This is a genomic window from Salinivibrio kushneri (genome assembly GCF_005280275.1).
In the GTDB taxonomy this organism is placed as follows: Bacteria; Pseudomonadota; Gammaproteobacteria; order Enterobacterales; family Vibrionaceae; genus Salinivibrio; species Salinivibrio kushneri.
In genome coordinates, this window is the sequence record NZ_CP040021.1 from 1,809,651 (window position 1) to 1,823,112 (window position 13,462).

The following is a 13,462-nucleotide window of genomic DNA, read 5'->3' on the forward strand; positions in this document are numbered from 1 at the left end:
TCTCTTTTATCACAAAAAAGGCAGACGCTGGTCTGCCTTGATAAAATGGGTTTGCTGTTTATCTTAAGCGGTGGCAACAGGCTCTGCACTGGCCTGCACTTGCAGTGTGGCGGTTGGTAACGCATTGGTTAGTCCAACGGCATCAATCACTCGCGGCTGCCCGAGCAAGAATTCTGCTTGAGCCATGAACGGGTGATGCTTAACTAACACTGCATGGATATCGGCTTTTTCGGCATGATCTAGGCCAACCAGCTCAACATTGTCGAGCTGTAGCGATTTAGGCAATGAAATGATATTCGGCTCAATCACTTGCACTTTACAACCAAGCTGCGCCACCTGTTGGGCAATGCCCATGGCAGGACTTTCACGCAGATCGTCAATATCTGGCTTAAACGCAATCCCCATGCAAGCAACCACAAAGTCAGAACGGCTTTTTTCTGGGTGCTGCTGATGGAGTTCATCAAGCTGTGCCTTAATTTTACTAAGCACCCAGTCCGGTTTACCATCATTGACGTGGCGAGCGGTACCGATAAGCTTTGCCTCTTCTGGGCACGAGTCCACAATAAACCAAGGATCAACGGCAATGCAGTGGCCGCCTACGCCTGCGCCGGGTTGCAGAATATTCACGCGAGGATGGCGGTTCGCTAATTGAATTAATTCCCAAACGTTAATATCGAGTTTATCGCTAATGATCGACAGTTCATTGGCAAACGCAATGTTCACATCGCGGAAGGCATTCTCAGTTAATTTCGCCATTTCGGCGGTGCGTGCAGTCGTCGTCACACACTCACCTTCGACAATAATGTTATACAAGTTAACCGCCGCTTCAGAGCACTTAGCCGTCATGCCGCCAATGACGCGGTCATTTTCTACCAACTCACGAACTACTTGGCCAGGAAGTACACGTTCTGGGCAATGGGCAATACGGATATCTGACGCTTCACCGTGTGTTTGCGGGAACGAAAGATCAGGGCGTGCCTCAGAAAGCCACTGCGCCATTTTCTCAGTCGCGCCCGCTGGGCTCGTTGACTCCAACACCACCAGGTTACCTTTTTCTAAAACCGGCGCAATTGCTTTACTCGCGGCTTCGATATAACTGAGATCGGCTTGGTGCGAGCCATGAATAGGATCGGATAAAAATGGCGTTGGAACAGCAATTAAAAAGGCATCAGCCGACTTTGGTGTGGTCGTTGCCTGCAGATAACCCGCTTTCACTGCGCCTTGGATCACCACATCCAGTTCTGGTTCCACAATGTGAATTTCACCGCGATTAATGGTGTCTACGGCATGTTGGTTGACATCCACACCGATAACGTTTGTTTTGCGCGAAGCAAAAACACCGGCAGTGGGTAAACCAATGTAACCTAGCCCGATTACTGAAATTGTTTCAAAGTTCATTTTTTAACCTTATTATTAATGGTTGTTCCAAGCATTTAAAAAGTCGGCAATGCGCGCGCATGCCTGTCCGTCGCCGTATGGATTATGCGCCCGACTCATTTCGCGATAAGCACTTTCATTACTTAGCAAACGCGACAGTTGTTCGGTAATAACGTTAACGTCTGTGCCCACGAGTTTGACGGTGCCTGCAGCAACCGCTTCTGGTCGCTCTGTGGTATCGCGCATGACTAACACTGGCTTACCGAGAGATGGCGCCTCTTCTTGGATGCCCCCAGAGTCGGTAAGGATGATATCCGCTTGATTCATCAAATAAACAAACGGCAAGTACTCTTGCGGATCAATCAAGTGAATATTGTCGTGGTGCGCTAGTAAGCGTTTTACTGGCTCTTGTACATTTGGATTTAAATGTACCGGATAAACAATTTGCACTTCTGGATGCGCTTCCGCTGTTTGCGATAATGCTTGACAAATCCGCTCAAACCCGCCGCCGAAACTTTCACGTCGATGCCCGGTTACCAGGATCATTTTTTTCATTGGGTCGAAAAAAGCAAACTGCTGTGCTAACTGGGCCGATAACTCTGGCTCTTTCTCAAATTTATTCACCACTTGCAATAGCGCATCAATCACAGTATTGCCGGTAACTGTAATTTGATTATCTGCGATACCTTCATTTAATAAATTATCTTGTGAGCTATTGGTTGGTGCGAAGTGAAGATTAGCGATTGCTCCGGTAAGCTTTCTATTCCCTTCTTCTGGCCAAGGGGAATAAATATTTCCAGTACGCAGACCGGCTTCTACGTGTCCAACCGGGATTTGTTGATAATAAGCGGCCAGCGACGCGGAAAAGGTGGTAGCGGTATCTCCATGCACCAAAACAATATCCGGCTTAAATTCACTAAGTATCGGCTTTAATCCAGAAAGGATCCCGCTGGTAACATCGGTAAGGTCCTGACCTGGCTTCATTAAGTTCAAATCATAATCTGGTTTTAGCTGGAACAAGTCTAACACTTGATCTAACATTTCTCTGTGTTGAGCCGTTACACACACCCTCGCATCGAAACGTTCGTCATCATTTAATCCAAGGGCTAAAGGGGCCATCTTTATTGCTTCAGGCCGCGTACCAAATACCGTTAATACTTTCACTCTTATTCCTTATTTATTAATCATTAATTTTTACACTAAACATCCTTGCCAAATTGGCAGCCTAACCATGGCTTATCATGGTTGATACTCTAATAATTGTGCCGACGGTTGACGTCCTTCTACCTGGCCGTTTTCAATAAAGTGAACCAATGGATTCACACCACTTTCTGCGACATCGGGATACGTCTTTAAATACCATTCAGTATTAAATTGAGGGCTGGGGTTTCGTCCCTCCTGCGCACCAAACCGCAAGTAATGTTCGATCGGATCTAAGTCAGATTGTGATGCAACATCAGGGTTCTGTTGCAAATACCATTCTTTATCAAATAAATCTGTTAATTCAATAAGACGTGCTTGCTCAGCCAATGCCTCGGCCCGTTTTCTTTTGGGGCTATGACGTAAATTGCGTACCGGCTCCGTCACTTTCCACAACGGCGATGAGTGATAACGATTAATTTGTTTTTCTAATGATTGCTTTTCGGCAACCGCTTTGGCCAAATCCAGCTTCAATAAGCGATGGCGCTTGGTGATATTGGTGACTTTTACGTTATGCGCCTTGACCTGTTGCTGAAGCTTTTGCTCTTGGTCAAATGCATTTTCCAAACGCGCTTGCACCTTACTTAACTCGCACGCAAGATTATCCATCTCTACGGCTTGAGCGTCTTTTTCTGCGTTAACTTTTGCGATCGTTTGCTCATAGTTGCTTTTCTGCTGTTTAGCATCCTGCAGCGCTTGAGTGAGCTGTTTTATCTGTTGTTGTGACGCCGCCAGTTGGTTTTCTAAATCCGTTTTCTCTGCTAAGACCGTCTGTTGTGCTTTTGTCTCGGTCAGTAGCGCCTTCCTTTGTTGCTGCTCATCTTGATAAACGTGTTCAAGGCTTGCTTGGACTCTCTGCAACTCATTCTCTAATTGAAGCGTCGCAGCCTCTTTCTCTTCTAGCTTCCGCGACCATGCCTGATCGGAAGCTTTATTTGCTTTTTCAGCCTCGGCGAGTTGTTTTTGTAACGATTCAAGTTGTCCAGTTAACTTAGTCTGTTTTGTATTGCTCTCTTCAAGGGCATACTGCAACTGCGAAGCATCTTGTTCGCGCTTTTCCATTTGCTTATTCGCATACCGCAATTGCTCGACGGCTTGCTGACTTTGCTGGGCCAAGCTCGTCATATCGAACGGCAGAGTGGGATAGCTGTCACCCATCGGCAAAGTAACACTAAATAAGAGTTGTTCCAGTTGAGCAAACTCAGGGGACTGGATGATGTAATAAGCCGCGAATATATCGTATTCATCTTGTTGTGTGCGCGGCGCCATACTCATTGCTTCGGGCCATTCGATGCCAAGAGACGTTAGCCAGCCTTGCCAGGCCTCAACATAGAACGTGGCATGGGTATGGCTAATGAGGTTCACCTTGTGCTGATGATTCGGCAACCATGCAAGTAGCGCTTTCGTGAAGCGCCTCCATTCTGCCAGTGTTTCCTCAATTGCCTTATCGTCTGCGCCATTACGCAGCGCATCGGCCAGGGTCGACTTTGCATCCCAAACATGCAGGATCACCTCATCAAACGACACTAGGTCCTGTTCGATATCCGCTAATGTACATGGGTTGGCAATGATCAGCGCCTCGCTGTCGCGAGGGTGAGCACTGGTGCCACTTTGTACAATTGGAAACGGACTCGTTTGCTGACTGAGCCACGCCTGCCATTGGGCACTCTTTATGGTGCTAGCAATGACTTTCATTTTTCTCTCCATTTCACCTAACCACTGGTTCAAAATTACGATTTATTCATCGATATGTTCAGCGCTTGCTTCTTTGACCGCTTCGTTAACACGCTTGGTCTTTAGCATGTTCTGCGTAGCGCTAGATAATGGGGCCGTATGCAAGCCAATCAGACGCATGATGTTTTTATTAATTTTTTTAACATCGTAGCGGTGTAGCGCCAATTGGTGACCCATGGCACCATGCTGGATAATCCATTCGGGATGGTCGATATACGCTTTCATCGCATTAAATAACGCGTGTGGGTCGTGCGGCGGAATTAATAAGCCACTTTTATGGTGCACAACCGTTTCTTTACACCCTGGGCTACAGGTAGTGATCACTGCCCGCCCCATTGCCATTGCCTCTTGGGTGCTTCTAGGCACGCCTTCTCGATAATAAGACGGTAAAACAAAAACGGATGATTTTTTTAGTGGAATACGCACATCGTCTACTTTACCGGTATAGTGAATAACACCGTCATGGACTTTTTGCTTTAACAGCGCAGCCGATACGGCATCACGGCCTTGATCGGGCGCACCAACCACCCAACACTCGGCACGATAGCCTGCTTCTTTTAATGCTTGCGCGGCTTGCAGGTAGTACCAAATGCCTTTTTCGTTAAGCAAACGGCCAATAAATACAAAACGCACCGGTGCGGTGACCGACGGTTGAAATTGGTAATGATGTAGGTTTAAACCAATACCGTTGATCAAATGCACTTGGCCGGTTTTAATATTGTTTTTATCAATTAGATCGCGCTTGTCGTCTGGGTTCAGCAGAAAAAGATGATGGCTAAATCGCAGTGCACAGCGATAGAGAAACACTTGCACTTTCTGCAGTAGTTTTTGCTTTTTACTGAACCCCGAGGGAGGTGGCGTAAAGGGCCGACCTAACCCTTCAATCTTGGTAACCCGTAGCGGGACTCCGGCTAATTTTGCCGCGACGGTGCCGTAAATAACCGGTTTGGCGAAATAGCAAAACGAGACGTCAATATGATTTTGCTTAAACAGTTTATACAGTTGATAAACTGTTTTAATGTCTTGGTAAGGATTAATGCCCAAACGACTTAGCGAGTAGCGAATTGGCGTCGCGCCCAGCTCTAGAATACGTAGCTGCTGGGTAAAGGTTATCTCACTCACAAAGGCATATACAGTATGGCCCGCCGCCACCATGTCTTTGATTAGTTCGCCACGAAACCCGACTAAACTCTCCGCCAGTGTTCCGACAATAGCAATGGTCTTGTGTTTCATTTGACCCCTGCGAGTTGGCGAACCGTTTTTGCTACCAACGCGGTTATTTTTTGGTGAAAGCGTTGACCTGATTGTTTTTGGTTTGCCAATACATTAACGGCATCGAAAGCGGTGGTGTAATACCCAGAATGTGGATTTATGTATAAGGGATACCAAATGTACGCCGCATAAATCAGTTCATCGATCGTGCGTTGCACGCCACGGCGCGCCACCGAACACTGATCGTCTGTTAAGCCCCAGCCCGCATAAAAGGGGATGCCGTGACAAACCACTCGCTTGTCTCGAATAAGTGCTTCAAATCCCGCTAAGGAGCACATCACATGCACGGCATCCACATGCGGATAAAGGTGCTCAATGCCCACATACGCCTCGATTTGATCACACCACTGTTGCGCCTGTTTTTCGTTTTCACCCGCTTTGCGCGCGCCGGCAATCACATCCGGATGCGGCTTGTAAATAATGTAGGCATCGGGATGTTGCTGGCGAACCTTCTTTAGCAACGCGATATTAGTGCACACATGGGGCGAACCATGTTGTAGTGACGCATCCGATTCCACCTGGCCCACCACCAAGCAAATGGGTTTGTCGGTCACAGGTCGACACCATGTTGTTTGACCGGTGTTATATTTAGTGAGCGATTGCGCCACTAATTGCTGCTTGAGGGCGTGCCCTTGTTGACGCTCCTGTTCGGTGAACGTGTGCGTCGTAAGGTAATGCTCGAGATCGGAGGGCTGCGTGGCATCAAAGTAGATGCCTTTTTTATCGACAATCCATGATATGGGTTTAGCAAATAACGCCCCCAGCCCTACCGAGCGAATAAAGCCATCTTCAACACGCAGCATCGGGCGCTCTGTATCAAAGTGCTCACGGCTCCCCCAAATCAGCTGGGTTTCATGGCGTTCTATATCAGACGTTACCGTATCATGGTGCAGAAAACGCAACCGGCTACCTTGAAAAAATGCCCGGAAACAAGGACGCCAGTAAGGGTTCACATCGAAGGCAACCAAGTGTCTTGGCGTTCGCTGTCGGCCCTTCATTTGTGACACCAACCAAGAAACCGCGGCCAATGGTGTGATGATTTGCCCAGTTTCAGGGTGATAGATCTCGGTTTCTGGATGCAGCCACGTCGCCAATAATAACGGCTGTATTTGCGCGGCTGACCAATGTTTCACATACCTGTGTGTGCTTGCCGGATGATTCAGGGTTGCAAGCAATGTTTGCGCACTTCCTGCCAAAGCAACAAAAGGCACACCATACATGGCACTTTCAACCATTAGTTCACCCCGAGCACTCAGTACGCATTTCGCGTTGGCTACCCAGTGAATGGGGCGATTCTCAGTATCCAGTTGCTGCCACAAAAACTGGGGGTGGGTTTGCCGTGCTTTCGCAAAACTTTGGGCTATATACCTCGGTAGGCGGCGCTGTATACGCAATTGCTGATCAACCAATACATACCAAACATAGGCATTGTGTTGGCGGGCATATTGTGCCGCTTTATCAACCGCGTCTTGATTAACATCTTGTGCGGTAATCACCATCAGCACATAGGCGCGCGGATCGCTTTTAGGTTGATCCGCGTAGGCATGATCCAGCCCTAACACACTCAGCTGATGTTGCTTGATACCCTCCAACCACTGTTGATGGGCAGGCGTCCATTCCTGATCCTGCACCGCACTGATGTTGTTGAGCGCGAGACGAAACAGTGAATGCGAAGCCCCAGCCTTATTGTGACCGAATCGAGGCTTAAATGGCGCAGCGGGAAGCGGCCAGTTTAATTGCTCCTTATCAACACTCTCCATGATCGGCCATTAGTCTCGGTGATCACGGATAATGCTGCGACCAAGATGGACAGCCGCAAAAAAGAACACGCTCATCAAACTCCACACCACCCAGTTGTGAAAACGACGAGGCTCAGTGGAATATTCTGGCAAACTCGGGTATTGCAGCACGGACACTTGCTTGAGTTTACGCGCCGTTTCAACACGTGTGGTCTCAAGTGCGGTGAGTGCATTCGAATACAATTCAAGCGCAAATTTGGCTTGCATTTCTAAGGTTTTGTATTCCGCCGTTACACGGTTAAGGGCATTATCCTTGTTTTGCGTCAACAACCGCTTTTCTTGCTTAACTTGTGACTCTAGCGCATTGATCTCACTTTTTAACCGTTGCATTTCTGGGGAGCGCGCGGTTTGGAAACTACTCAGCGCTTGCCGCTTTGATTGTGTGACGGCCAATTGCCCCTTTAACTCTGCAATGATTTTTAAGGTTTCTTCGACCGTTGCTTTTGGGGAAATCAGGTTGTGCTGGTTTTGATAAGCGAGTAACTTTTCACGTGCTTGATGTAAACGATCCGACATGGTGTTTACTTGTTTTTCAATAAAGTTTAGCTGCTCTTGCGCGAGGCGACGCCCCATCGCATTCATATGCTTTTCACCTTCATTCAATAAGGTTTCGGCAATTTGCTGCGCCATCTCGGGGGTGTACGCTTCGACACGAATACGCAATACTTTGGTGTAGTCATCAAACTCAATCTTTATACGTTTGCGCAAGTATTGATGAAAAAGCTCTAGCGGCACATCGGCGTTAGATAAACGGGCAATAAAGTCGATGTCTTCTTGTGCGTAGTGATGACGAAGATCAAGATCTTTTTGCAACTTAGTCGTCATATCGACCGACTCTAGATGCTCTTTCAACAACAACAAATCACCTGCGCCAGATGTGCCCGAAAGCAGTGATGACACGCTCAGTCCTGTGGGAATGATTTCAGGACTTTTTAAAACCACATTGGCTTGCGAAACATAGCGATCAGTGGCTAAAACACCGTAATAAATACCTGCAGCAAGAATAATGCCTAAGCACAAAAACCACTGTAAATGCTTACGAAGAACTACTTTCATTTTTTAATACTCTTATGATAATCGTGTATCGCATCTTCTAGGTCGTCATACCAAATTGCTTTACCCTTGTGTATCCATAGTCCTGCTTGGCAAAGATCTCTTAAGATACCTTCGCTATGCGATACCATAATAATACTGGCCTGCCCAATGCGGTCTTTAAAAGCTTTGGTGGCTTTGTCACGAAAGCTTTTATCACCCACCGCAGTTGCTTCATCTGACAAATAGACATCAAACTCAAACGCAAGCGATAAGCCAAAAGACAAGCGGCTTTTCATACCGCTGGAATAGGTGCGAATGGGCTTATCAAATGCAGCGCCAATTTCGGAAAAGTCTTGAACAAATTGAATAATGCGCGCAATTTTGCTTTCATCACCGTGAATACGCGCGACAAACTTCACATTCTGCCGCCCGGTCATATTGCGTTGAAAGCCGCCACTCAAACCAATCGGCCATGAGACGCTGCACTTTCGTTCGATAGTGCCATGGTCGGGCATATCCATGCCGGAAAGTAATCGCAACAAGGTGGATTTACCCGCCCCGTTTTTACCTACCACACCCACGCTGACGCCTTGGGGAATAGTAAAGTTCACATCTTTTAATACCCAGTTACTACCAAACGGCCCGTGGTAGCGCTTGGACATATTTTTTACTTCTATCATGCTGACATTAATCTTGATTTAAACCGCACATGCAGCATTAGTCCCAACAGGCTCGCCACTAGTGCGCATTGCACGGGGTAGAGCAAGCTGACGCCACTGAGCATGTAGTAGCCATGAAAATAGGCGTGGCGCAGTAATTCCAATACATGCACAATCGGGTTATACATCAGTACATCACGTAGTGAATATGGCAAAGCTTTGAGAGGAAAAATGGCGCCAGACAGCATATATAGCGGAAACATTAGCAACTTTACGATTTTTTCAATTTCTTCGGTAATGGTGGCCACCACAGACAGCACTAGGCCAAAACTCAATCCTAGCCACCACGCTAATATCCACATCGCTATCACGAGCAGAGGTTCATCAGGGCCACGATAGCCGCCAAAAAACATCAACGACACAATAATTAGCGTTAAAACGACGCTGCGAATAGTGAATTCAAGAAAGGCACGCACGATCACAGGGTCAATCGGATGCACTTGACGATAGGCAAATAGCGAACTGTTGGCGCGTATCGCCCCCATGGCGCGCATCATGGCATCGCGAAAAATCATAAAGCTGATAATGCCGATGATTAGCCAAGGGATAAATTCAGCACCTTGAATATATTTCACTCGCCCCATCAACTGTCTCACGCCGATAAATATGATGAGGTGCAGGATGGGCTCGAGAAGAATCCAGCTCCATCCAAACCGATCGGCGCTCATGCGTGCCATGGCTTCGCGCATAAAAAGGGCATGCCAAACGTGTTTACAGACTTTTAATGGGTGCCGTGGTTGATAGCTCATTACAAGTCCATGATCACTTTGGCGGATACTGCAACTTGATAAAGGATTTGAGTCAGTGTCGATGCCAACTGTAAGTTTTTGGTGCCTGCTTTTGGTAAGACCAGAATTTGATCGCCCGCTTTAACGGGGGCGTCTTTGGCTGAGATAACCTCACCATTTTGACGCACGATTAAAATGTTGTCGTCGTTAGCATGCTGACTAAAGCCGCCTGACGCTTCAATGTAGTCAAGCGCCGTTTTACCCGGTGTGAAAACGATAGATTGAGGTACAAACACTTCACCGGTGATCAGCACGGTGCTGCTGCGCTCTGGTAAGTGAATCACATCCCCGTCTTGTAAACGAATATCGGTCAATTTGCCTTGGTTGGTCACCACCATGGTGCCTTCGGGTTCGACTTGCGAGGCTTTTTGCACAAACTGACTAATTAGTTCGGCCTCTCGCACACGGATTGCCGATTCCTCTGCGGTTGAAGACGATGCACCTAAGTAAGTAGCTTCAAGACGTCTTAGACTTTCATCAAGGGCTTTTTTCTGACGCTCGGCAACACTGACGCGCGTCAGTGAAATCTGTTGGTAGTTGGTCTCTTGAGGGTCAACAGGCACACTGGTCAAGAGTTCGGCGAGTGTCGTGTTTTTAGGCAACACAAAATTTGACTGCCCCGTAAACGCGCCTTCCAGTTTGACGACAATTTGTTGGTCTTTACTATCGCCAACAAACACGAGTTCATCGCCGTCTGCAATTTCTGCCGTTGTAAAATCTTGCAAAGAAAGATAGTGCGCAATCCATTCTTTGTTGCGCGTGCCGCGCTGTAGTACGTGAGTGACAGCGGGATCCAATTGTGTTAGCGCCAGGATCTCTTCACCCTGCGTCTTTGCACCTTTCAGTTCAAAACGGAACGTGCGGCCAATGTCGCCTTTCACGACGACAGTCGGCTTTCGCTTTGTAACTAATAATGTATCGCCTTGCTGCAATTGTGGGTGAGCCAACTCCCCTTTTAGCATGTACTGGTACAGATCTAATTGGCTGATTACCTTGCCATCGCGTAATAGTGAAACTTCACGATAGCTACCAAGCTGATCATCAATGCCACCCGCTTGATCAAGGAACATTAGCGCTGAGTCGCTAGGTACCCCTGCATAACGCCCTGGGTTTTCGACAAAACCCGCCACAAAAACCGAAATAGGCTGTACGCCTTGTAGGTTGGTGTAAACCCGTACTTTATCGGAGTAGGTTTTGCGAATCGCTCCCGACACAACGGCGTTCAAGCGGCTATTTGGCGTGCCTTTTACATTTACAGGGCCAATAGAGGGGATAAAAATATTGCCTTGTGCATCCACCGGTAAGGTGCGCTCCATTTCAAACGCGCCCCAAGTTTTAATGGTAACTTGGTCGCCCGGCAAAATGCGGTAGTTAGGGTTGAGCCCATCAGACCGCAAACCACGAAATCCACCTTGGAAGAGCGAGTACCCAAAGGGCTGTATGTCGTCGTCTTTTTGAGTCGTTTGTTGGTTTTGCACCGGACCATAGTTGGATGACTGCCAATTGGCTTTTACCGTGTCGTCAGCCGAACTGGTTGATACAGAGGTGCTTTGTGCTTGCTTTGCAGCGGCCATTAACTCACTGCGTGATGCGCTTTGCGCTACTGTACTCACTGATAAAGTAAGTAGAAGAGTAATTATAAGTCTTTTCATTCGTGTTAGATCTCTGAAAGTGGGAGCGGAGCCATGGCCTAACAGGCCTTAACGTCATTGCGATTTTAACGACGGCGCTAATTGCGAAAAGCTCGAACGACTCCCCATCCTTTTGGATACTCACAGAGGTTGTATTGAGGAGGTTGCGTTGACTGGGTCGACGAAGAGACGCTGAGTAATGCAAAGCATGTCGTTCCCGTGGCTGAGAAATAACGCTGTTGCACAACCACTGTTTGCTCGCCTGCTTCAAGTGGTAACGTCAAGGTCTCTCCGCTACTCGTGTGGCTGCCAACGTCGATCTCTTTGTCTTGAATATACTGAATAGCGTGATTAGGTTGACCCGGAATAACACTGTGGCGGTTAGCCTCAGACACTGGGTAAGAAGAGCAACCCGCGAGTAAAAAGAGCCCACAAGGTAAAATATGTTTTAACAGAACATTCATAGCTAAAACCTTTCTTATCAATACCCTATAATGTATTGACATTCCTTATTATTTGTATTCGTGTTGCGATTAAAGCACTGAGGTCAAAAGTTAGTCTGCTTTTCCCAACAACCCTTAAAATTGCATAATAATGCAACTTGGAATAAGTAAAATAGACACGCTACCGCCCGTTGATGTTAGCGCTTGATCACACTGCGCAGACAAAAACCAGCTTATTCACAAGGTTAAACGCACAACATTTACACAACAATCTTGCAACTTTATCGTTGTGGTCTACTTTATCGGTGCTAATGTTTAATTTTGCAGGCTGGTATACTACGCAAACTGAATAGATCATCAATATTGATTCAAGGATTTTGTCGTCATAACTCAGTCGATTGCTGTTTTTTTGGACAAAGCATGAGTTTTGCATGAAAAATACTTAAACGATGCAAAAAAGTAAGACAACGGAAAAACAGACAGATACGAAATTACTGTGATATAAGTAGAAAAATTGGTTACAGAATGGTGTGTTGATTATTTGGGAGGGAGATCCTAGGGCCTAGGGTCCTAGGGTTCTAGGTTCTAGGGAAGATAATGGGGAATACGGAATACGGAATACGGAATACGGAATACGGAATACGGAATACGGAATACGGAAAAGCGTATCGTGCCTGGCTCTGTCGATAAAGGTCCTAGGTTCGAGGCCCTAGGTTCTAGGAACTGCTTTCTGCTCTTCTCCGTATTCTGTAAGCGCAGCGCTCCGTATTCAAGATTTCTAATACGGATTACGGAAAAGCGTATCGTGCCTGGCTCTGTCGATAAAGTTCCTAGGTCCTAGGTCCTAGGTCCTGCTCCCTGCTCTTCTGCGGATTCCCATTCACGAATACAGATGACTAAAACTAAAAGAGAAGGCCCAGGTTACGCAGTTCGGCGAGGCTTTTCCCTACTTTATCTTTCTCTGATAGGAGAGGATCGGCTTTCAACGGCCACTGAATACCGAGCTCGGAGTCATCCCACTGTAAGGTCACTTCACCAGTTGGGTTGTAAAAATCCGTGCACTTATAGACAAACTCGGCTTCTTCACTCGTTACATAAAACCCATGTGCAAAGCCTTCTGGGATCCACAGTTGGCGTTTGTTTTCAGCGGATAAGTAAATACCTTCCCACTGCCCGAAAGTGGGAGAGCCTTGGCGCAGATCAACCGCCACGTCAAACACCTCACCACTGACTACGCGAACAAGCTTTCCCTGTGTATTTTGGGTTTGATAATGCAAGCCGCGCAAAATCCCCTGCGCTGATTTAGAATGATTATCTTGCACAAACGTTGTGGGCTTGCCAGCAACCTGTTCATCAAAACGTTGCTGATGCCAGGTTTCCATAAAGAAGCCCCGCTCATCGCCAAAGACTGACGGCTCGATAATTTTGATGTCGGGGATGGTCGTTTCAATTACTTGCATTCGG

At 47.2% G+C, this 13,462-nt stretch carries 11 protein-coding genes; all 11 read right to left on the bottom strand.

Annotated features, from left to right (window positions below; translation table 11 throughout):
- Window positions 1–63 precede the first annotated feature (63 nt).
- Window positions 64–1,398: a UDP-N-acetyl-D-mannosamine dehydrogenase gene (gene wecC / locus FCN78_RS08485; protein WP_077659461.1), complete on the bottom strand. Its 1,335-nt coding sequence runs from the start codon at window positions 1,396–1,398 to the stop codon at window positions 64–66.
- A gap of 15 nt (window positions 1,399–1,413) precedes the next feature.
- Window positions 1,414–2,496: a non-hydrolyzing UDP-N-acetylglucosamine 2-epimerase gene (wecB, locus tag FCN78_RS08490; RefSeq protein ID WP_235607584.1), complete on the bottom strand. Its 1,083-nt coding sequence runs from the start codon at window positions 2,494–2,496 to the stop codon at window positions 1,414–1,416.
- 120 nt (window positions 2,497–2,616) lie between these two features.
- Window positions 2,617–4,272, bottom strand: coding sequence for a coiled-coil domain-containing protein (locus tag FCN78_RS08495; RefSeq protein WP_077659459.1), 1,656 nt, complete (start codon window positions 4,270–4,272; stop codon window positions 2,617–2,619).
- A 42-nt stretch (window positions 4,273–4,314) separates the two neighbouring features.
- The gene (locus FCN78_RS08500) at window positions 4,315–5,544 is read right to left on the bottom strand and encodes a glycosyltransferase family 4 protein (RefSeq protein ID WP_077659458.1); all 1,230 of its coding nucleotides are present in this window, start codon (window positions 5,542–5,544) and stop codon (window positions 4,315–4,317) included.
- Window positions 5,541–7,343, bottom strand: coding sequence for a capsular polysaccharide export protein, LipB/KpsS family (locus tag FCN78_RS08505; RefSeq protein ID WP_077659457.1), 1,803 nt, complete (start codon window positions 7,341–7,343; stop codon window positions 5,541–5,543). Before FCN78_RS08505 ends, FCN78_RS08500 begins: the two co-directional genes overlap by 4 nt.
- Window positions 7,344–7,352: 9 nt before the next feature.
- Window positions 7,353–8,438, bottom strand: a complete 1,086-nt coding sequence (locus FCN78_RS08510; RefSeq protein ID WP_077659456.1) for a KpsE/RkpR family capsule polysaccharide export protein — start codon at window positions 8,436–8,438, stop codon at window positions 7,353–7,355.
- The gene (locus tag FCN78_RS08515) at window positions 8,435–9,097 is read right to left on the bottom strand and encodes an ABC transporter ATP-binding protein (protein ID WP_077659455.1); all 663 of its coding nucleotides are present in this window, start codon (window positions 9,095–9,097) and stop codon (window positions 8,435–8,437) included. Before FCN78_RS08515 ends, FCN78_RS08510 begins: the two co-directional genes overlap by 4 nt.
- Window positions 9,094–9,885 carry an ABC transporter permease gene (locus FCN78_RS08520; RefSeq protein WP_077659454.1) on the bottom strand — a complete coding sequence of 264 codons (792 nt, stop codon included), beginning with the start codon at window positions 9,883–9,885 and terminating at the stop codon, window positions 9,094–9,096. Before FCN78_RS08520 ends, FCN78_RS08515 begins: the two co-directional genes overlap by 4 nt.
- On the bottom strand, window positions 9,885–11,498 hold the full coding sequence (locus FCN78_RS08525) for a polysaccharide biosynthesis/export family protein (RefSeq protein ID WP_205912063.1): 1,614 nt from the start codon (window positions 11,496–11,498) through the stop codon (window positions 9,885–9,887). The genes FCN78_RS08520 and FCN78_RS08525 overlap by 1 nt, the downstream gene beginning before the upstream one ends.
- A gap of 155 nt (window positions 11,499–11,653) precedes the next feature.
- Entirely contained in the window at window positions 11,654–12,019 is a 366-nt protein-coding gene (locus FCN78_RS08530) for a hypothetical protein (protein ID WP_131825569.1), read from the bottom strand.
- Between the two features lie 881 nt (window positions 12,020–12,900).
- Complete coding sequence (gene rfbC / locus FCN78_RS08535; protein ID WP_077659452.1) at window positions 12,901–13,458, bottom strand: dTDP-4-dehydrorhamnose 3,5-epimerase; 558 nt, start codon at window positions 13,456–13,458, stop codon at window positions 12,901–12,903.
- Between the last annotated feature and the right edge of the window lie 4 nt (window positions 13,459–13,462).